We start from the raw sequence: 19261 nt of genomic DNA, 5'->3' as shown, positions 1-19261 counted from the left end.
GCTCCTTCGGCTTGCGCAGACTGCGCCGGAAACTGGCTGCGCCCGGTTTACTCCTGCCTCCGGCCCGGGTCAACCAAAGCCGGAGGGCCGGAACCCCCGCAAAACGACGGATTTTCGGGATGCCATGCTGCAGTGCAAAGATAATGGCCACCGGAAGGGCGAGTCGGACATCCTGGAGCGACTCGCCCCATCGGCGATTTCATCAGCCGGGCCGGCAGGGCTGCGGCCGGCGGGACGTTACTCGGCCCAGCGCGGCTTGCGACGGTCGAAGAAGGCGCCCACGCCCTCGGCGGCCTCGTCACTGTCCCAGCGGGCGACCAGAGCCTCGATACTCAGCGCGATCACCGCGTCATCCGTTGCCGGCCCCAGACGGCGGGCCAGCGCCTTGGCTTCGGCCACGGCACCCGGCGCGCAGGCCAGATAGGGCCGCACCTCTTCCTCCACGGCCGCGTCCAGCGCCTCGGGCGCGACGGCCTGCGCCAGAAGCCCGAGCCGCACCGCCTCCTCGGCGCCAAAGATCCGCGCCGACATGAACACCCGCCGGGCCATCGCGGCCCCCATCCGCGCGATGACATAGGGCCCGATCGTGGCCGGGATCAGCCCCAGCCCGGTCTCGGTAAAGCCGAACCGTGCCGGGGCCACGCCGATCGCCACGTCGCAGACCGAGATCAGCCCCATGCCGCCCCCCAGCACCTGCCCCTGCACGCGCCCGATCAGCGGTTTCGGCAAGGCATCGAGCCGGGCCAGCATCTCGGCCAGACGGCGCGCCTCGCGGGCACGGGCCGCGCCATCGGCGGCCATCTGGTCGCGCATCCAGCCCAGATCGCCGCCCGCGCAGAAGCTGTCGCCGGCGCCGGTCAGCACCACGACGCGCACCGCCGGATCACGGCCAAGCCGGTCGGCCGCCTCGGTCAGCTCATCCATCATCTGCGGCGACAGGGCATTGTGCTTTTCGGGCCGCGCGAGTGTCAGCGTCGTGACGCCGCGCGGATCGGTTTCAGCGGTGATGGTTTCGTACATCTATTCTCATCCCATACGCAGGGCGCGGGCCATGCCGCCGGCCTGCAGCAACAGATCGCGGTTCAGCCCGGTGTCATGGCCCCGCGCCGTCAGGTGGTCATGAACAGCCTCGGTGGCAACATTGCCGGCCGCCCCCGGCGCATAGGGGCACCCGCCCAGGCCCCCCACCGCCGCATCGAAAACCCGCAGGCCGCGGCCCAGCGCCACATCGATGTTTTCCAGCGCCCGCCCAGAGGTATCATGGAAATGCCCCGCCAGACGCAGCGCGGGCATTTCCTCGAGCACCGCCGCCAGCATCGCATCGACCGCCTCGGGCCGGGCCTGGCCGAGGGTATCGCCCAGACTGACCTCGTAACAGCCCATGTCGCGCAGTTGCGCCACGACCCGCGCCACCGCCCCCGGCGCGACCGCTCCATCGAAGGGACAATCGGTCACACAGGAGACATAGCCCCGCAGCGGGAGGCCATCTTCCCGCGCCGCCTGTGCAACGGGGGCAAAGCGTTCAAGGCTTTCCGCGATGCTGCAGTTCAGGTTGGCCCGGCTGAACCCCTCCGAAGCGGCGGCAAAGATCGCCACCTCGTCGGCGCGCGCGCTGCGTGCGGCGTCATAGCCCTTCATGTTCGGCACCAAGGCCGCATAGCTCAGCCCCGGCACGCGGGTGATCCCCGCCAGAACCTCGCTGCCATCCGCCATCTGCGGCACCCAGCGGGGCGAGACGAAACTTGCCACCTCGATCCGGCGGAAGCCCGCGGTGGACAGAAGATCGATCAGCGCGATCTTTTCCACCGCCGGGATCAGGCGCTTTTCGTTCTGCAACCCATCGCGCGGGCCAACCTCGAAGATCTCGACAGGGTCCATCTCAGGCCTCCGGCGGCGCATAGTGATCCCGGGTATAAAGCTCGGCCGGGCCGTCCTGTTCCAGCGCGCGGCGCCAGGCCGGGCGGGCCTGCAGGCGGGCGCAGTAGTCTGCAAGCCCCGGCACGGCATCGGGCGCAATGAAGCGCCGCGCCAGCAGCGCGCCATAGCCCAGCGCCACATCCACCGCGCTGAAGCCCGACAGAAGCCAGTCGCCCGTCCGCCGCGCCATTGCGCCGGCAAGCGCCTTTTCCAGCCGCACCGCCTCAAGCCGCATGACCGTGGGGCTGCGCATCCAGTCCTCGCGCAGGACGATGTGCTGCTGGGTCAGAACCGCCAGATGCTGACCGATCGTTTCGGCATAGTGCAGCCATTCGAGGTAATCCGCACGTTCCGGATCCCAGGCCGCGCGGCCAAGGTGCGGGGCGCGGGTTTCGCACAGCCATTCGGTAATGGCCCCGCTTTCGAACATCACCCGTCCGTCGATTTCCAGCGCCGGCACCCGTCCCGCCGGCGACAGTGCCAGAAACGCGGGCGCGCGCAACGACCGGTCGAAGAAGCTGTGGCGCACCAGCATATAGTCCAGCCCGATTTCCTCGAGCAGCCAGAGAATGCGGAAGCTGCGCGCCTGCGCGCAGTGATGCAGTCGGATCATGGCTCCTCGTCCTCCAGCCGCACCAGCGCGGCCCCGGCTTCGACCTGCGCGCCTTCCTCGGTCAGCACCTCGGCCACGGTGCCGTCGCGCCCGGCGATCAGCGTATGCTCCATCTTCATCGCCTCGAGCACGGCAAGACGATCGCCTGCCACCACCGCCTGGCCCGGCGCCACGAACACCGCCTTGACCAGTCCCGGCATCGGCGCCGCGATCACGTTGCCCGCAACAGCCGCCTCGGCCGCGCGCGACAGCGGATCGAGCCGTTCGAAGGTGAAGGCATGATCGGCAAAGACGGTGACCGTGCCCTCCGCGCCCGGCACCACCTGCGCCCCCGACTTTGCCCCGTTCAACCACCACTGCCCGTCGCGCCAGCGGCAGTCGATCACACCTTCCTCAAGCGTGACCAGCACGCGGTCGGCATGGCATTCGACCGTGGCAGGGATCTCGCGCCCCGCCCGCAGCAGGATCACCGCGCGGCGCAAAGGCTGCCAGAGCGTGAAGCCCTGCATTCCGTCCGCCGCGGGAAGCCGCAGCGCGGCCAGAACCGCAAGTGCCGTCACTTCGGGGGAAGGCGCCGGGTCCACCACCAGCCGGTCCAGATCCCGCGCGATAAGCCCTGTGTCCACGTCGCCCGCCGCAAAATCCGGGTGGCGTGCCAGCGCGCCAAGAAACGCAAGATTGGTGACCGATCCGGCCACCTGCGTTTTCGCAAGCGCGAAGGACAGCTGTTGCAGCGCCGCCGCACGGCTGGGTCCATGAACGATCACCTTGGCGATCATCGGATCATACCAGGGCGAGATTACGTCGCCGGCCCGAATGCCGCTGTCGGCCCGCACGCCCGGCGGAAAGGCAAGATGCGCAAGCCGCCCCGTGGCCGGCAGAAAGCCCGCCGGCACGTCCTCGGCATAAAGCCGTGCCTCGAAGGCGTGGCCCCGGATCGTCAGATCCTCCTGCCGGGCGGGCAAGGCTTCGCCGCTTGCGATGCGCAACTGCCATTCCACCAGATCGATGCCGGTGATGGCCTCGGTCACCGGATGTTCGACCTGCAGGCGGGTGTTCATCTCCATGAACCAGAACCGATCCTCGCGCAGGCCCTCGCTTGCATCGACGATGAACTCGATCGTGCCGGCGCCGCTATAGCCGATGGCGCGGGCCGCGCGCACGGCCGCCTCGCCCATCGCCGCGCGCATCGCCTCGGTCATGCCGGGGGCCGGGGCCTCTTCGATCACCTTCTGATGGCGGCGCTGCAGCGAGCAGTCGCGTTCGAACAGATGGATGGCGTCGCGCCCGTCGCCAAAGACCTGCACCTCGATATGGCGCGGCTTTTCGACGTATTTCTCGATCAGCACGGCGGGGTTGCCGAAGGCGGTCCGCGCCTCGCCCTGTGCGCTCGCAAGGGCGTCGGCGAAATCCGCCGCGCGGTCGACGCGGCGCATGCCCTTGCCGCCACCACCCGCCACGGCCTTGATCAGGACCGGATAGCCGATGGCATCGGCCGCACCGGCAAGATGGCCCGGATCCTGGTTTTCGCCGTGATAGCCGGGCACAACCGGCACGCCGGCCCGCGTCATCAGCGCCTTGGCCGCATCCTTCAGCCCCATGGCCCGGATCGCCTCTGCCGACGGCCCGATGAAGACCAGCCCCGCCGCCACCACCGCATCGACGAAATCCGGGTTTTCCGACAGGAAGCCATAGCCCGGATGGATCGCCTGCGCACCACTTTCAAGCGCGGCCTCGATGATCCGGTCGCCGCGCAGATAGCTGTCAAAGGGCGCCGGCCCGCCGATATGCACCGCCGCATCGGCAAGCGCGACATGCTGCGCGCCCGCATCGGCATCGGAATAGACGGCCACCGTAGCGACCCCCATGCGACGGGCGGTGCGGATGACGCGGCAGGCGATTTCGCCGCGGTTGGCGATCAGGATCTTCGTGAACATCTGAGCCTCACATCCGGAAGACGCCGAAGCGCGTTTCGTCGATCGGCGCGTTCAGCGCCGCCGAAAGCGACAGGGCCAGCACATCGCGGGTCTTGCGCGGGTCGATGATGCCATCATCCCAAAGCCGGGCGCTGGCATAAAGCGGATGGCTCTGCCGCTCGAACATTTCGATGGTGGGGCGCTTGAACTCGGCCTCCTCCTCGGCCGTCCATGTGCCGCCGGCGCGTTCGATCCCCTCCCGCCGGACAGTGGCAAGCACGCCCGCCGCCTGTTCGCCCCCCATGACCGAGATCCGGCTGTTGGGCCAGGACCACAGGAAGCGGGGGGAATAGGCCCGTCCCGCCATGCCGTAGTTCCCCGCGCCAAAGCTGCCGCCGACCAGCAGGGTGATCTTGGGCACCGATGTCGTCGCCACTGCCGTCACCATCTTGGCGCCGTGGCGGGCGATGCCCTCGTTCTCATACTTGCGGCCCACCATGAAGCCGGTGATGTTCTGCAGGAAGACCAGCGGGATGCGGCGCTGGCTGCACAACTCCACGAAATGCGCGCCCTTCACGGCGCTGTCGGAAAACAGCACGCCGTTGTTGGCGACGATGCCCACCGGGCAGCCCCTCACATGGGCAAAGCCGGTCACCAGCGTCTCGCCGAAACGGGGCTTGAACTCGTCGAAGCGGCTGCCGTCCACGGTGCGGGCGATGACCTCGCGGATGTCATAGGGCGTGCGCAGACCGGCAGGCACGACGCCAAGGATTTCCTCCGGGTCATAGGCAGGCTCCTCCGGCGCGGCCCAGACGACGGTGTCGGGCTTGCGGCGGTTCAGGTGGCCGACCGCGCGCCGGGCAAGCGCCAGCGCATGCGCGTCATCCTCCGCCAGATAATCCGCAACGCCGGACAGGCGGGTATGCACATCGCCGCCGCCCAGATCCTCTGCGCTCACCACCTCACCTGTCGCGGCCTTCACCAGGGGTGGGCCGGCCAGGAAGATCGTCCCCTGATCCTTCACGATGATCGTCACATCCGACATGGCGGGCACATAGGCGCCCCCCGCCGTGCAGCTCCCCATCACCACGGCGATCTGGGGGATGCCCTTGGCGCTCATCTGCGCCTGATTATAGAAGATGCGGCCGAAATGGTCGCGGTCGGGAAAGACCTCATCCTGCTGCGGCAGGTTCGCGCCGCCGCTGTCCACAAGGTAGATGCAGGGCAGATGGTTCGCCTCGGCGATCTCCTGCGCGCGCAGGTGCTTCTTCACCGTCATCGGGTAATAGGTGCCGCCCTTCACGGTGGCGTCGTTGCACACCACCATCACGTCCTGCCCCATGACACGGCCGATGCCCGCGATCACACCGGCGCAGGGGGCTGCGCCGTCATACATGCCATGCGCCGCCGTCGCGCCGATTTCCAGAAACGGCGCGCCAGGATCAAGCAGGTTCGCCACCCGTTCGCGCGGTGGCATCTTGCCCCGCGACACATGCCGGGCCAGCGCCTTTTCTCCCCCGCCCGCCGCGGCGCGCAGCGCAGCCTCGCGCACCTCGGCCAACGCAGCCTCATGGGCGGCCCGATTCGCGCGGAAGGTTTCAGAGCCGGTGAGAACCTTGCTCTCGAGCTTCATCGTCCAACTCCTTTCACGGCGCGGCAAGGCGCCGCAGCGGCCCGAAACCGCCCTGCTTCTTGATCTACATCAACGTCAGATCCGCCGCGCGGATCAAGCCTTGCCCGCATCGACAACCGAGGGACACGAAAATGAAAACGACCGCTTTCGCCTGCAGCCTTGTTGCAGCCTGCGCCCTGGCCGCCCCGGCCGTTGCGCAACAGGCCGGCGACTGGACGCTTGGCTTTGGCCTGCACAGCGTGCAACCGCGCAGCAACAACGGCAGCCTTGCCGATGGCACGCTTGCCGTGGACGTGGGCAGCAACATCCGCCCCACCGTGACCTTCGAATACTTCATCCGCGACAACGTCGGGATCGAGGTTCTGGCGGCATGGCCCTTCAAGCATGACATCAGCATCGACGGCCTGGGCAAGGTGGGAACCACGCAGCATCTGCCGCCGGTCGTGTCGCTGCAATATCATTTCACCGGGCTGGGCAGCGTCACGCCGTTCCTGGGTGCCGGCGTCAACTACACCGCCTTCTTCAGCGAAAAGACCACCGGCGCGCTGACTGGCAACGACCTGTCGCTGAAGAATTCGTGGGGACTGGCGCTGCATGCCGGGCTTGACTACCGGATCAGCGACCGCGGCGCCCTGCGCGCCGACCTGCGCTGGATCGACATCGACACCAAGGTGCGCCTGAACGGCGAAGAGATCGGCACGGTCAAGATCGATCCGGTCGTCGCGGGCCTCGCCTACGTGCACCGCTTCTGAGCCCTCGGCCGGGCCGTCTCCCGCGGCGGCCCGGCTCATTCCGTTGCGGCCATCAGTTCCCGCCCGATCAGCATCCGGCGGATTTCCGATGTCCCGGCGCCGATCTCCATCAGCTTGGCGTCGCGGAACAGCCGCGCCACCGGCGCATCGTTCAGGAAACCCGCCCCGCCCAGCGCCTGCACGGCCTGGTGCGCCTGCACCATCGCCTGTTCGCTGGCATAAAGCACGCAGGCCGCGGCATCGGCACGGGTGACCACGCCCCGGTCGCAGGCCTTCGCCACCTCATAGACATAGGCGCGCGCGGTATTGAGCGCGGTGTACATGTCGGCGATCTTGCCCTGCATCAACTGGAAGTTGCCGATCTTTTCCCCGAACTGGCGACGCTCGTGCATATAGGGCATCACCTCGTCCAGGCAGGCAGCCATGATGCCGGTGCCGATGCCCGCAAGCACCACCCGTTCATAATCCAGCCCCGACATCAGGACGCGGACGCCGCGCCCCTCCTCGCCCAGCACGTTTTCGAAGGGCACCTCGCAATTCTCGAAGATCAGTTCGCCCGTGTTCGATCCCCGCATCCCGAGCTTGTCGAAATGCGGGCTGGTCGAGAATCCGGTCATGCCGCGCTCGACGATCAGCGCGGTGATGCCCCGCGCGCCGGCCTCGGGATCGGTCTTGGCATAGACAACCAGCACGTCGGCATCGGGGCCGTTGGTGATCCAGTATTTCGATCCGTTCAGCAGGTAGTGGCCGTTGCGGCGTTCGGCCCGCAACTTCATCGACACGACGTCCGATCCCGCGCCCGCCTCGGACATGGCCAGCGCACCGACCTTGGCCCCGGACACCAGCCCCGGCAGAAAGCGCGCCTTCTGCGCGGACGAGGCGTTGAGCTTGATCTGGTTCACGCACAGGTTGGAATGGGCGCCATAGCTCAGCGCGACCGAGGCCGAGGCACGGGCGATCTCCTCGACCGCGACCACATGCGCCAGATAGCCCATGCCGCTGCCGCCGTCCTCCTCGGGAACCGTGATGCCCAGCAGGCCAAGCGCGCCCATTTCCTGCCAGAGCGCGGCCGGAAAGGCGTTGCTGCGATCGATCTCGGCCGCCATCGGCGCAACCCGTTCCTGCGCCCAGCGATGCACCATGTCGCGCAAGGCGGCAATGTCTTCGCCCAGATCGAACTGCATCGATGCCATGAACATGGCCGCTCCTCCCATTACTGAACGACTGTTCAATAAATACCGCCTCGGCGCCTGCCCGTCAACGGGTCAGGGCGGTGTCGGAAGGGCCACCATGGCGCCGAGTCCCGCCTTTCGCCCCGAAACCCCGGTTTTCTTAGGACTTAATTAACCATTTGTCGGCAAGACAGGGTTGGGCGCGGCCCGGTGCATGGTTTGGCCAGTATGGCCTTCACAGAGCTAGCCAGCGACGGGGGGCAGAATGTCCTACTACGACCTGAGTGAGGAAGGGCATCGGGCCGGCGTCTCCGGCAATCAGCCGGGGCTTTACCGGCACTACGGAAAACGCCTGTTCGATCTGATGATGGTGCTGCTTGCCGCGCCGCTCGCCTTGCCGCTGGTGGGCCTTCTGGCGCTTCTCATCCGGCGCGACGGGGGGCCTGCGTTCTTCGCGCAGCCGCGCGTGGGCCGTGACGGGCGCATGTTTCGATGCTGGAAACTGCGCACGATGGTTGTCGATGCCGAAGCGGTGCTGGCCGCGCATCTGGCCCGCCATCCGGATGCCGCGCACGATTGGCACAGCCGCCAGAAGCTGCGGGACGATCCGCGCATCACCCGTCTGGGCCATTTCCTGCGGCGCACCAGCCTGGATGAGCTGCCGCAGTTCTGGAACGTGTTGCGCGGTGAGATGAGCCTGATCGGCCCGCGTCCCTTCACCCCGGATCAGCGCATCCTCTACCATCAGGGACGCGACGATGCGCCCTACTACCGGATGCGCCCCGGCATCACCGGCCCCTGGCAGGTAGGCCCGCGCAGCGAAAGCGCCTTTTCGCAACGCGAACGCTATGACGGGGCCTATTGGCAACGGCTGAGCCTTGGGCTTGACCTGCTGATCCTGCTTCGCACCATCGTCGTCGTCCTGCGCGCGCGGGGAAGCTAGTTTCGCGGCGCGCAGCATGCGGTCGGACCCGTCGTCCTGCGCGCGCGGGGGAGCCATCCGGTGTAACGTCGAAGATTAACTGATTGCCCCCGTCGTCCTGCGCGCGCGGGGGAGCCACCCGAAACACCGAAATTCGGGTTTGCCTTCCGCACGTCGTCCTGCGCGCGCGGGGGAGCCACCTCCATGTGCCGATACCGTCCGCAAAGGTGGACCGTCATCCTGCGCGCGCGTAGCCGCATCGACCCCCGCCCTGTCGTTTGGCGCCCGCTGGTCGCGCGGGAGAGAGCTCTGGCTGCAAACAGCCGGGTTCCGCCACCTGAAGGGCCAGGCCGAGAGCCGCAGAGCGCGGTTCGGATGGCGACGCGCGGGCCGAGAAGAAGGCAGCATGTCCGGACGCAGGGGCACCTGGATGGATCGGAACGTTCCTGGTCGACCAACTCGCCATCCAGGCCCCTCCGGCCGGGGCTAACGGCGGCGCAGCGCATCCAGAAGTGCGGCGCCCAGGGCTCCGGTCGGATCCGAGCTCGGACCCTTGCGCTCCGGGGCATGCGCCGCCCCCGGCCCGCGCCCCGCAGGGGACGGTTTGCCGCCTTTCTGCGGACCTCGCTGCGCCGCGCCCGCGCTGCGCTGATCGGGGCGGCCCGTGGCGGCTGGTTCGGCATCCTTGCGCATCGTCAGGCCGATGCGTTTGCGCGCCACATCCACCTCGACCACGCGCACCGAGACCACATCGCCGGCCTTCACCACCTCATGCGGATCCTTCACGAACCGGTCGGCCAGCTGCGAGACATGCACAAGCCCGTCCTGATGCACCCCGATATCCACGAAGGCGCCAAAGGCCGCGACATTGGTGACCGTGCCTTCCAGCCGCATGCCGGGACGCAGATCCTTGATGTCCTCGATCCCCTCGGCAAAGGTCGCGGTGCGGAAGCTGGGGCGCGGATCGCGGCCGGGTTTCTCCAGCTCGGCCAGAATGTCGCGCACCGTCGGAAGGCCGAACTGATCGTCGACGAAGGCCTCGGGCTCGACCGCGCGCAGCCGCGCGGGATCGGCCATCAGGCTGCGCAGGTCGCGCCCACAGGCCTTCACGATGCGCCGTGCCAGCCCATAGGCTTCGGGATGCACGGCCGAGGCATCCAGGGGCTCGGCGCCGTTGGGGATACGCAGGAAGCCCGCGCATTGTTCATAGGTGCGCTTGCCCAGCCGCGGCACCGTCAGAAGATCCTTGCGGGTGGCAAAGGCCCCCACCGCATCGCGATGGGCCACGATCGCCTCGGCCAGCGACGGCCCCAGCCCCGACACCCGCGCCAGAAGCGGCGCCGAAGCGGTGTTGAGATCCACGCCCACCGCGTTCACCGCATCCTCGACGACCGCCTCAAGCGCCTTGCCCAGCCGATACTGATCGACGTCATGCTGATACTGGCCCACCCCGATCGACTTCGGCTCGATCTTCACCAGTTCGGCGAGCGGGTCCTGCAGCCGGCGCGCGATCGACACCGCGCCACGCAGCGACACGTCAAGGGCCGGGAACTCGGCCGCGGCAAGCGACGAGGCCGAATAGACCGAGGCGCCGGCCTCGGAGACGATCACCTTGGTGGGCTTCGGCGCCGGCAGCGCGGCCAGCAGGTCCGCGACCATCTTCTCGGTCTCGCGGCTGGCGGTGCCATTGCCGATGGCAATCAGTTCCACCCCATGACGGCGGATCAGCGATGCGAGTTCGGTCTGCGCGCCGCGCAGATCGTTCTTCGGCTGGAACGGATAGACGGTGCTGGTGGCCAGGAGCTTGCCGGTCGCATCCACGACCGCCACCTTCACGCCGGTGCGGATCCCGGGATCCAGCCCCATCGTGGCGCGGCTGCCTGCGGGCGCGGCCAGCAAGAGATCCTTGAGGTTGCGGGCAAAGACGCGGATCGCCTCGGCCTCGGCGCGGTCGCGCAGATCGCCCATCAGATCAAGGCCAAGCGACAGGCGCAGCTTGACGCGCCATGTCCAGCCCGCGACCTCGGACAGCCACTGATCGCCCGGCCCCTTGCCCGCGACCTCCAACGCCGCCCGCACCATCCGCTCGGCTGGGCTCTGCCCTGCGGCGGCCTCGGGATCGACCTCCAGATCAAGCGTCAGAATGCCCTCGTTGCGACCGCGCAGCATGGCCAGCGCGCGGTGGCTGGGCACGCCGGACCAGCGTTCGGAATGGGCGAAGTAGTCCGAGAACTTGGCGCCTTCGGTCTCTTTCCCCGGGACGAGCGTCGCCTTCAGAACGGCGTGCTGCTTCATATGCGCCCGCAGTTGGCCCAGAAGCTCGGCATTCTCGGCCAGCCCCTCGGCGATGATGTCGCGCGCGCCCTCCAGCGCCGCCTTCGCGTCAGGCACCGCATCAGACAGGAACCCGGCCGCAAGCTGCTGCGGATCGGCGCCGCGGTTCGCCAGGATCGCCTCGGCCAGCGGGCCAAGCCCGTTTTCACGCGCGATCATCGCCCGGGTGCGGCGCTTGGGCTTGTAGGGCAGATAGATATCCTCAAGCTCGGCCTTGGTGACGGCACCCGCGACCGCCTTTTCCAATGCCTCGGTCAGCTTGCCCTGCTCGCGGATCGAGCCCAGCACTGCCTCGCGCCGCGCCTCGAGTTCGCGCAGATAGGCCAGCCGGTCCGAGAGCGTGCGCAACTGCGTGTCGTCCAGCCCGCCCGTCACCTCCTTGCGATAGCGCGCCACGAAGGGCACGGTGGCGCCTCCGTCCAGAAGCGCGATGGCCGCCGCGACCTGATCGGGCCGGGCCTGGATTTCCGAGGCGATAAGGGCGGGAATGCGGCGCTGCGGGTCTGGGGTCATCCGGGCTCTCTGACTGTGATTTGCGTCTGGCAGGGCGGCCACAGTATCGTCGCGGCGCGGCGCCGCCAAGTGCCGGAGGCCGGGGGAATGACGTCTTCGTGATTATCCAAGAAAATTGATCGGGATTGACAGCCCAAGCGAAACACTCAACATTGGCCCTGCTCAGCATTCGAGGTTCCCGGCCATGATGATCTGCCACTGCATGTCGATCAGCGATCACGAAATCCGCGCCGCCGTGGACTGGATGCGCGCCTCGGACCCGGAGACGATCATCACGCCGGGCAAGATCTATCGCGCCCTCGGCAAACGCGCCGATTGCGGCGGTTGTTTGCCGCTCTTCCTTGACACGATGCGCAAATGTGACAGCTTGGAGGTACCCATGAACCTCCGCGGCTTGCGCCGCGCGTCAGCACAGGAAAGAAGAAATGAAGGGCGATCCGCAGGTTATCGAATATCTGAACGCGGCTCTGCGCAGTGAACTGACCGCCGTCAGCCAGTACTGGCTGCACTACCGTCTGCAGGAAGACTGGGGTTATGGTCGCCTCGCGCGGAAGTCCCGCGCCGAGAGCATCGAGGAAATGCACCACGCCGACAAGCTGATCCAGCGGATCATCTTCCTTGAGGGCCATCCCAATCTGCAAAAGCTGGATCCGCTGCGCATCGGCCAGACGCTGCGCGAAACGCTGGATTCGGATCTTGCCGCCGAACACGACGCCCGCACGCTCTATATCGAGGCGCGCGACCATTGCGAGAAGGTCGGCGACTATGTCTCGAAGATGCTGTTCGAAGAACTGATCGCCGATGAAGAGGGTCACATCGATTTCCTCGAGACGCAGATCGACCTGCAGGAAAAGCTGGGTGACGAGCGTTATGGCCTGCTGAACGCGCTGCCCGCCGACGAAGCGGAATAAGCGAAGAACCGCGTGCGCGCCGGGGGCCCTGGCCTTTGGCGCGCCGTTCAATCAGGCTGGGCGCGCGTCCATCGTCGGCCGCGGACCACATCCCGAATTCCCCCCACAGATGCCCGCCCCGCAGATGGGCAGACATCCTGCGGAGGGGTGTCCCTTCCCCGCTCCGCCCTCAAGCCAGACCCAACCGCAGGAACACGCGATGCAGATCATCCCCATCCGCCTGCATGGACTGCTTGATTATCTGTCGGCTGCTATGTTGATTTCGGCGCCATGGCTTCTGGGGTTCGCGGATGGCAGCGCGGCACAATGGGTGGCCGTGGCGGCAGGGGCCTTCATCCTGATCTACAGCCTGCTGACACGCTATGAGCGGGGCGCCGTCCCGCTGATCCCGATACGGGCGCATCTTGCCCTGGATGTCGCCACCGGCACTGCGCTGATCGCCTCGCCTTGGGTTTTCGGATTTGCGGATCACATCCTTTGGCCGCATCTGGCCTTCGGCCTGCTGTCACTGGCTGTCCCGGCGCTGACGCGCCGGGCCTAGGCCAGGTCCTACAGGTCGCGGAACCTCTTTTCCTGACGCGCCGTCCAGCGCAGGGAGAGCCTGTGCCCGCTCTCATCCTCGGTTTCGCTTTCGACCACGCCCTGCTCGTGCAGCCAGGCACGCTTGCGGCCCTCGGCAAAGGGCAGATGCAGATCGCGCGGGAACTTTTCCTCTTCGAGCGCGGCGGAAATCGCGGCCAGAAGCGCCTCGACCCCCTCGCCGGTCAGGGCCGAGATCGCGAAGATATCGTCCGACCGCGCAGCCTGCCCCTCAAGCGCGACGCGCGCCTCGCCCTCGACCAGATCCAGCTTGTTCCAGACCTCGATCTGCGGAACGCTGTCGCGCACCCCCAGTTCGGCAAGGATCGCGGCCACATCCCGCGCCTGTTCGGCTGTTTCGGGATGCGAGATATCGCGCACATGCAGGATCAGATCGGCCTCGAGCACCTCCTCCAGTGTCGCCCGGAAGGCCGCGACAAGCTGCGTCGGAAGGTCGGAGATGAAGCCCACCGTATCGGACAGGATCACCTTGCGCCCCGAGGGCAGCGCAACGCCGCGCATCGTCGGATCAAGCGTGGCAAACAGCATGTCCTTGGCCAGAACCTCGGCCCCGGTCATGCGGTTGAACAGCGTCGATTTGCCGGCGTTGGTATAGCCCACCAGCGCCACCACCGGGAACGGAACCTTCTTGCGGGCCGCGCGGTGCAGCTCGCGAGTTTTCACCACCCTGGACAGCTGGCGGCGGATCCGGGTGACCGCCTCGTCGATCGCACGACGGTCGGCCTCGATCTGCGTTTCGCCCGGGCCACCGACAAAGCCAAGCCCGCCCCGCTGCCGTTCAAGGTGGGTCCAGGCCCGCACCAGCCGGGTGCGCTGATAGGACAGGGCCGCGAGTTCGACCTGCAGAACCCCTTCCCGGGTGCGCGCGCGATCGGCAAAGATTTCCAGGATCAGCCCGGTCCGGTCCAGAAGCTTGACGCCCCATTCCTTTTCCAGGTTGCGCTGCTGCACCGGAGAGACCGGCCCGTCGATCAGCACCAGCCCGACCTCAAGCGCCTCGATCCGCTCCTTGAGTTCCTGCAGCTTGCCCGAACCGAACAGCTTGCCGGGATGAACCGTCGGCAGGCGCACGATCTCGGCGCCCACGACCTCGAGGTCGGGCAGCGCAAGCGCAAGCGACACGGCCTCGCCCAGCGCGTGTTCGGCCAGGCGCCGGTCACGGTCGGACTTGATTTCGGGATGCAGAACCAGCGCGCGCATGGCGCCCTTCTGCGTGATATGCGGATCTTCGGTCAGTCTTCGGCCTCATACAGGCTGATGGGTTGTCCCGGCATGATCGTCGAGATCGCGTGCTTGTAGACCAGTTGCGACTGCCCGTCACGGCGCAAGAGCACGCAGAAATTGTCGAACCATGTGATCACGCCCTGCAGCTTGACCCCGTTGATCAGGAAGATGGTCACGGGAATCTTCGCCTTGCGGACGTGGTTCAGGAATGCATCCTGCAAGTTTTGCTTGTCTGAGGCCATTTGCTTCGCCTTTTTGTTGTGCCTTCGGTCGCCTGGTTCATGCCCCGGGGTTTCCCTCGCCCGTTGCTGTCCTTGGACAGACACCGCAAGTATGAAGCCCCTTGGCAAGAGATTCCAGCCCCAAATCAAATCCCTGTGCGCTGCGCAGTCAGTTGCGCCAGGTCACCGGCGCAAAGAGCGCGATGATGGCCAGCGCTTCCAGCCGGCCCAGCACCATCGCCCCCGCCAGCACCGCCTTGGCAGGGCCGGACAGCGCCGCATAGATCAGCGGCGCATCCCCGGCAACCGCGGCAAGCGGCCCGGTTGTCGAGAGCGCGGCGATGGTCAGGATCAGCGCGGGCTCGAAGGTCAGCCCGGTGAGGGCCAGCGCCGCGACGACGATGCTGATCGACGCGGCAAACAGCATGAAGAACACCCAGGCCGCCTGCGCCCCCTCGCGGCGCAGCCGGCGTTCCTGCGGACCGGCGCCGCCGATCGAGGCAGGATGGATCAGACGCTCCATCTCGCGCTGTGCATGACGGCCCAGCGCATAGACGCGCAGCAGCTTGACCCCGCCGGCCGTCGTCGCAACGCCGCCCCCCACCACGGCAAGCCCCAGCAGGATCAGGCCCGGCGCGCGCAGCCCGGACCAGACCCGCGCCTCGGCCCAGTCGGCCGAGACGAAGCCGTTCGTGCTGAGAAACGAAAGCGTCGTGAAGATGCTGCCCCAGGCCGCACGAAGCGCAAAGGGCAGGTCGTCAGGCTCGGCTGTGTCGATGGCGCCGAACCAGTGGCGCAGGAACAGCACCGTCGGCGCCAGCAGCAGGATGAACAGGCCGATCCGCACCTCGGGATCGCGGCGCAGCGGGTGCTGCCCGACCAGCGGCGCGGCTGGCCAAGCCCGCCGCGACAGCGCCGGCAGCAGCGCCAGAAGGATCAGGGCCTCGCCGGCGATGCCGGCCTGCGCCCGTTCAAGCCCGCCCACGGGAGAAATGCCGCTGGTCGCCAGCGTGGACATTGCGTGACAGGCTGCGACAAGCGGGGTTTCGCCCGCGATCAGCAGCGCGATCCAGAGCACGAGCGTCATCGCGCCATAGACAGGAAACAGCACGCGGCTGTAGCGGATCAGACGTTCCGCGGGATCGGCGATGCGGGTGATCTGGGTGGTTCCGACCGCCCCCCGCCCCGCGGCAGCGCCCGTCGCCACCTCGAACCCGCCCAGGTTCAGCGGTGCCAGGATCGCCAGCGCCGCAAGCAGGATGAACGCGCCGCCGAACCATCCCACCAGCGCACGCCACAGATGCACGCTGGGCGCCAGCCGGCCCGGAGTGTCAAAAAGCGTGGCGCCGGTGGTCGTGAAGCTCGAGACCATCTCGAACCAGGCATTCAGGAAGGTGGTATCGCGCACCGCCTCGTGGAACGGGACCGCCAGCATGACCGGCAGCACCAGATAGGCCGAGAGCAGCGCCGCAAGATGGCTGCGGGCAAAGTTGCGTGGCTGATACTGCGCAGTGGCGATGCCGATCATCACCGTCAGCAAGGAAAACAGCGCCGCCGAATAGAAGAACGCCCGCGCGCTGCGATAATCGCTGACCATGAAGCCGTGCAGCGCCGGCACCAGCATCGCCAGCGCGCCCAGCCCCATGAGGATGACCAGAAGCGGAAGGTCCAGAAGTCGTGCCATGGCTAGAAATAGTCGATGGAGACCTGCAGCAGGCGCTCCACCTCGGGGATGTCGGCGGCCATGGCGAACAGGGCGATGATGTCGCCCTCCTGGATCCGGGTGCCGCCGGTCGGCTTGATCAGCTTGCGCTCGCGCAGGACAGCGCCCACGAGAACCCCTTCGGGGAAATCGATATCGCGGATGTCGCGGCCCGCGATCGGCGAGGTGGAAAGCACCTGCGCCTCGATCACCTCGGCCTCGGCATCGCCGATCGAATAGATCGCGCGCACCCGCCCATGGCGGATGTGGCGCAGGATCGACGATACGGTGGTGGCGCGGGGGTTGATATAGGCATCGATGTCCAGCGGCGCCATCAGCGGCACCAGCGTCGGATCATTGACCAGCGCAATCGCCATCGGGCACCCCGCCGATTTCGCCCGCACCGAGGCCAGCATGTTGGTCTTGTCGTCATCGGTCACGACAAGCACCGCATCCGCGCGCTCGATATTGGCCTCCATCAGCAGGTCGATGTCCATGCCGTCGCCGTTCAGCACGATGGTCCGTTCCAGCGCATCGGCGGCGCGTTCGGCGCGGGCGCGGTCCTTCTCGATCATCTTGACGCGCACACGGTTGGTGCGCCGCTCCAGCGCCTGCGCCACCGCGAGCCCGACGTTGCCGCCGCCGATGATGACGATACGCTCCTGCTTCTTGGTGGTCTTGCCGAAGATCTCGAGCGTGCGGTTCACGTCCTCGGTATCGGTAAAGACATAGATCTGATCGCCGGCGAACAGCTGGTCGCCCGACTCCGGTGCAAACAGCCGATCCTCGCGGCGCACGCCCACCACGATCGCGCGCAGCGTCGAGAACAGATCGTTCAGCTGACGCAGCGGCGTGTTCAGTACCGGGCAATCCTCGTCCAGCGCGATGCCCAGAAGCTGCGCCCGCCCGCCCATGAAGCTTTCTGTGTCAAAGGCCGCCGGCGCCGCCAGCCGTTGCAGCGCCGCCTCGGCCACCTCGCGCTCGGGGCTGATGACCACGTCGATCGGCAGATGTTCACGCCGGAACAGATCGGCATAGATGGCTTCCAGATAGCTTTGCGACCGGATGCGCGCGATCTTGCGGGTGATGTCAAAGACGGAATGGGCCACCTGGCAGGTGACCATGTTCACCTCGTCCGAATAGGTCGCGGCGATGATCATGTCGGCATCGCGCGCCCCGGCCCGTTCCAGCACATCGGGATGGCTGGCAAAGCCGGTCACGCCCTGCACGTCCAGCGTGTCGGTGGCGCGCCGCACCAGATCGGCATTGCTGTCCACCACGGTGACCGCGTTCTTTTCGCCCGAAAGCTGTCGGGCGATCTGCCATCCGACCTGCCCGGCCCCACAGATGATGACCTTCATTCAACGTCCTCCCTCTGCGGGCCAGCTTGCCGGCCCTGCATCGCAGATGCGCACGAGAGGGTCAATCGGCGCTCACTCGTCTTCCGTCAGCAACATCCGCGCCATACCCTTGCCGTTCGCGACGCCCAGCGACTTGAGCTTGCGGTGCAGCGCCGAACGTTCCATGCCGACGAAGGTGGCGGTGCGGCTGATGTTGCCGCCAAAGCGGTTGATCTGGGTCAGAAGATATTCGCGTTCGAACAATTCGCGCGCCTCGCGCAGCGGCAGCGTGGCCAACCCTCCGGCCAGCACGATGCGCCCGTCGCCGCCCCCGTCTTCCTGGCCCGGAAGGTCGCGCGGCTCGATCGGGCCGGTGCCCTCGCCGAGGATCAGCGCCCGTTCGATCACGTTGCGCAGCTGGCGCACATTGCCCGGCCAGGTCATCGTCTGCAAGACCGCCTGCGCCTCGGAGGACAGCGGGCGCAGCGGCAGGCCCTGGGTCTTGTTGAAATACTCGATGAAATGCCGCGCCAGTTCCGGGATATCCTCGCGCCGCTCTTCCAGCGAGGGCACGGCCACGGGCACCACGTTCAGCCGGTCGTACAGTTCTTGCCGGACGCGGCCGGCGGCGATCTCGGCCGCAAGGTCGCGCGTGGTCGAGGAAATCACCCGCAGATCCACGCGCACGCGGTCAGACCCGCCGACGCGGGTGAAGGTCTGATCCACCAGAACCCGCAGGATCTTGGACTGGGTGCCAAGGGGCATGTCGGCCACCTCGTCGAAATAGATCACCCCGCCATGGGCCTGCTCCAGCAGACCCGGCTCGACCCCGCGTTCGGGCGACTCGCGGCCGAACAGGACCTCTTCCATCCGCTCGGGCTCGACCGAGGCGGAAGACACGGTGATGAACGGCGCCGCCGCCCGGGCCGAATGGGCATGGATATAGCGTGCTGCCACTTCCTTGCCGCTGCCCGAAGGCCCGGTCAGCATCACCCGCCCGTTCGATTTCGTCACCTTGTCAAGCTGCATGCGCAGGGACTTGAACGCCGCCGAGGATCCGACCATCTCGGCGCTGGTCACATCGCGGCGACGCAGGTCCGAGTTTTCGCGCCGCAGTCGCGACGTTTCCATCGCGCGCCGGATCACCACCAGCAACTGATCGATGTTGAAGGGCTTTTCGATGAAGTCATAGGCGCCCTGCTTGATCGCGGCGACCGCGATCTCGATATTGCCATGGCCCGAGATGATGACCACCGGCACATCGGGATTGTCGCGCTTGACCGTCTTGAGAATGTCGATCCCGTCCATCCGGCTGTCCTTCAGCCAGATGTCCAGCACCATCAGCGCCGGTGCCTCGGCGTTGATGGCCGCCATGCATTCGTCGGAATTCGCGGCAAGCCGGGTGGCATAGCCTTCGTCGCGCAGGATATCGCCGATAAGCTCGCGAATGTCGCGTTCGTCATCCACAATCAGAATGTCACCCATGCCTCA

Annotated in this window: 17 protein-coding genes; 5 read left to right on the top strand and 12 right to left on the bottom strand. The window is 67.1% G+C overall.

The window, feature by feature from the left end; genetic code table 11:
• Positions 1-237: 237 nt before the first annotated feature.
• From ACFQXB_RS04430 to ACFQXB_RS04410, 5 genes are read right to left on the bottom strand one after another with little or no spacing between them, the layout of a single operon-like run.
• A complete protein-coding gene (locus tag ACFQXB_RS04430; RefSeq protein ID WP_377399737.1) occupies positions 238-1020 on the bottom strand; it encodes a crotonase/enoyl-CoA hydratase family protein in 783 nt (260 codons plus the stop codon).
• A gap of 6 nt (positions 1021-1026) precedes the next feature.
• On the bottom strand, positions 1027-1878 hold the full coding sequence (locus ACFQXB_RS04425; protein ID WP_377399734.1) for a hydroxymethylglutaryl-CoA lyase: 852 nt from the start codon (positions 1876-1878) through the stop codon (positions 1027-1029).
• 1 nt (position 1879) lies between these two features.
• Positions 1880-2530, bottom strand: a complete 651-nt coding sequence (locus ACFQXB_RS04420) for a glutathione S-transferase family protein (RefSeq protein ID WP_377399731.1) — start codon at positions 2528-2530, stop codon at positions 1880-1882.
• Positions 2527-4467 carry an acetyl/propionyl/methylcrotonyl-CoA carboxylase subunit alpha gene (locus ACFQXB_RS04415; protein WP_377399728.1) on the bottom strand — a complete coding sequence of 647 codons (1941 nt, stop codon included), beginning with the start codon at positions 4465-4467 and terminating at the stop codon, positions 2527-2529. Before ACFQXB_RS04415 ends, ACFQXB_RS04420 begins: the two co-directional genes overlap by 4 nt.
• A 7-nt stretch (positions 4468-4474) precedes the next feature.
• Complete coding sequence (locus ACFQXB_RS04410; RefSeq protein ID WP_377399725.1) at positions 4475-6079, bottom strand: carboxyl transferase domain-containing protein; 1605 nt, start codon at positions 6077-6079, stop codon at positions 4475-4477.
• A 131-nt stretch (positions 6080-6210) separates the two neighbouring features.
• On the opposite strand from ACFQXB_RS04410, the gene ACFQXB_RS04405 reads away from it, so the two are divergent.
• On the top strand, positions 6211-6831 hold the full coding sequence (locus tag ACFQXB_RS04405) for an OmpW/AlkL family protein (protein ID WP_377399722.1): 621 nt from the start codon (positions 6211-6213) through the stop codon (positions 6829-6831).
• A 35-nt stretch (positions 6832-6866) separates the two neighbouring features.
• Here ACFQXB_RS04405 and ACFQXB_RS04400 read toward each other — a convergent pair whose 3' ends face one another.
• Complete coding sequence (locus ACFQXB_RS04400) at positions 6867-8030, bottom strand: isovaleryl-CoA dehydrogenase (protein WP_377399719.1); 1164 nt, start codon at positions 8028-8030, stop codon at positions 6867-6869.
• A 238-nt stretch (positions 8031-8268) separates the two neighbouring features.
• Here ACFQXB_RS04400 and ACFQXB_RS04395 point away from each other — a divergent pair, with 238 nt between their 5' ends.
• Positions 8269-8946, top strand: a complete 678-nt coding sequence (locus tag ACFQXB_RS04395; protein WP_449301241.1) for a sugar transferase — start codon at positions 8269-8271, stop codon at positions 8944-8946.
• A gap of 465 nt (positions 8947-9411) precedes the next feature.
• Here the strand turns inward: ACFQXB_RS04395 and ACFQXB_RS04390 are convergent, their stop codons facing one another.
• Positions 9412-11772: a Tex family protein gene (locus ACFQXB_RS04390; protein WP_377399716.1), complete on the bottom strand. Its 2361-nt coding sequence runs from the start codon at positions 11770-11772 to the stop codon at positions 9412-9414.
• A gap of 184 nt (positions 11773-11956) precedes the next feature.
• Between ACFQXB_RS04390 and ACFQXB_RS04385 the strand changes: the two genes are divergently transcribed.
• The 3 genes from ACFQXB_RS04385 (at position 11957) to ACFQXB_RS04375 (ending at position 13224) form a co-directional block, all read left to right on the top strand.
• Positions 11957-12250: a (2Fe-2S)-binding protein gene (locus ACFQXB_RS04385; protein WP_377399713.1), complete on the top strand. Its 294-nt coding sequence runs from the start codon at positions 11957-11959 to the stop codon at positions 12248-12250.
• The gene (bfr, locus tag ACFQXB_RS04380) at positions 12198-12683 is read left to right on the top strand and encodes a bacterioferritin (RefSeq protein ID WP_377399710.1); all 486 of its coding nucleotides are present in this window, start codon (positions 12198-12200) and stop codon (positions 12681-12683) included. The genes ACFQXB_RS04385 and bfr overlap by 53 nt, the downstream gene beginning before the upstream one ends.
• Positions 12684-12882: 199 nt before the next feature.
• Positions 12883-13224 carry an SPW repeat domain-containing protein gene (locus tag ACFQXB_RS04375; RefSeq protein WP_377399707.1) on the top strand — a complete coding sequence of 114 codons (342 nt, stop codon included), beginning with the start codon at positions 12883-12885 and terminating at the stop codon, positions 13222-13224.
• A gap of 8 nt (positions 13225-13232) precedes the next feature.
• Here ACFQXB_RS04375 and hflX read toward each other — a convergent pair whose 3' ends face one another.
• The 5 genes from hflX to ntrX form a co-directional block, all read right to left on the bottom strand.
• Positions 13233-14483 (bottom strand): GTPase HflX, encoded by a 1251-nt coding sequence (gene hflX / locus ACFQXB_RS04370; protein WP_377399704.1) that lies wholly within the window; start codon positions 14481-14483, stop codon positions 13233-13235.
• A gap of 32 nt (positions 14484-14515) precedes the next feature.
• Positions 14516-14749: an RNA chaperone Hfq gene (hfq, locus tag ACFQXB_RS04365; RefSeq protein WP_377399701.1), complete on the bottom strand. Its 234-nt coding sequence runs from the start codon at positions 14747-14749 to the stop codon at positions 14516-14518.
• Between the two features lie 148 nt (positions 14750-14897).
• Positions 14898-16412, bottom strand: a complete 1515-nt coding sequence (locus ACFQXB_RS04360) for a TrkH family potassium uptake protein (RefSeq protein WP_377399698.1) — start codon at positions 16410-16412, stop codon at positions 14898-14900.
• A gap of 2 nt (positions 16413-16414) precedes the next feature.
• Positions 16415-17791, bottom strand: a complete 1377-nt coding sequence (gene trkA, locus ACFQXB_RS04355) for a Trk system potassium transporter TrkA (protein ID WP_377399695.1) — start codon at positions 17789-17791, stop codon at positions 16415-16417.
• Positions 17792-17863: 72 nt separating this feature from the next.
• Positions 17864-19255, bottom strand: a complete 1392-nt coding sequence (gene ntrX / locus ACFQXB_RS04350; protein WP_377399692.1) for a nitrogen assimilation response regulator NtrX — start codon at positions 19253-19255, stop codon at positions 17864-17866.
• Positions 19256-19261: the final 6 nt, after the last annotated feature.

Source organism: Halodurantibacterium daqingense (assembly GCF_042666235.1).
GTDB lineage: Bacteria > Pseudomonadota > Alphaproteobacteria > Rhodobacterales > Rhodobacteraceae > Halodurantibacterium > Halodurantibacterium daqingensis.
Note: the sequence above shows the minus strand (reverse complement) of the source record. Positions and strands in the feature narration are given on the sequence as shown.

Excerpts from the sequence above, each read along its gene's own strand:
- ACFQXB_RS04385 (WP_377399713.1), top strand. The coding sequence starts at position 11,957 with ATGATGATCTGCCACTGCATGTCGATCAGCGATCACGAAATCCGCGCC.
- ACFQXB_RS04420 (WP_377399731.1), bottom strand. The coding sequence starts at position 2,530 with ATGATCCGACTGCATCACTGCGCGCAGGCGCGCAGCTTCCGCATTCTC.
- ACFQXB_RS04430 (WP_377399737.1), bottom strand. The coding sequence starts at position 1,020 with ATGTACGAAACCATCACCGCTGAAACCGATCCGCGCGGCGTCACGACG.
- trkA (WP_377399695.1), bottom strand. The coding sequence starts at position 17,791 with ATGAAGGTCATCATCTGTGGGGCCGGGCAGGTCGGATGGCAGATCGCC.
- ACFQXB_RS04375 (WP_377399707.1), top strand. The coding sequence starts at position 12,883 with ATGCAGATCATCCCCATCCGCCTGCATGGACTGCTTGATTATCTGTCG.
- hfq (WP_377399701.1), bottom strand. The coding sequence starts at position 14,749 with ATGGCCTCAGACAAGCAAAACTTGCAGGATGCATTCCTGAACCACGTC.
- ACFQXB_RS04360 (WP_377399698.1), bottom strand. The coding sequence starts at position 16,412 with ATGGCACGACTTCTGGACCTTCCGCTTCTGGTCATCCTCATGGGGCTG.
- ACFQXB_RS04390 (WP_377399716.1), bottom strand. The coding sequence starts at position 11,772 with ATGACCCCAGACCCGCAGCGCCGCATTCCCGCCCTTATCGCCTCGGAA.
- ACFQXB_RS04425 (WP_377399734.1), bottom strand. The coding sequence starts at position 1,878 with ATGGACCCTGTCGAGATCTTCGAGGTTGGCCCGCGCGATGGGTTGCAG.
- ACFQXB_RS04410 (WP_377399725.1), bottom strand. The coding sequence starts at position 6,079 with ATGAAGCTCGAGAGCAAGGTTCTCACCGGCTCTGAAACCTTCCGCGCG.
- ntrX (WP_377399692.1), bottom strand. The coding sequence starts at position 19,255 with ATGGGTGACATTCTGATTGTGGATGACGAACGCGACATTCGCGAGCTT.
- ACFQXB_RS04415 (WP_377399728.1), bottom strand. The coding sequence starts at position 4,467 with ATGTTCACGAAGATCCTGATCGCCAACCGCGGCGAAATCGCCTGCCGC.
- ACFQXB_RS04400 (WP_377399719.1), bottom strand. The coding sequence starts at position 8,030 with ATGTTCATGGCATCGATGCAGTTCGATCTGGGCGAAGACATTGCCGCC.
- bfr (WP_377399710.1), top strand. The coding sequence starts at position 12,198 with ATGAAGGGCGATCCGCAGGTTATCGAATATCTGAACGCGGCTCTGCGC.
- ACFQXB_RS04395 (WP_449301241.1), top strand. The coding sequence starts at position 8,269 with ATGTCCTACTACGACCTGAGTGAGGAAGGGCATCGGGCCGGCGTCTCC.
- hflX (WP_377399704.1), bottom strand. The coding sequence starts at position 14,483 with ATGCGCGCGCTGGTTCTGCATCCCGAAATCAAGTCCGACCGTGACCGG.
- ACFQXB_RS04405 (WP_377399722.1), top strand. The coding sequence starts at position 6,211 with ATGAAAACGACCGCTTTCGCCTGCAGCCTTGTTGCAGCCTGCGCCCTG.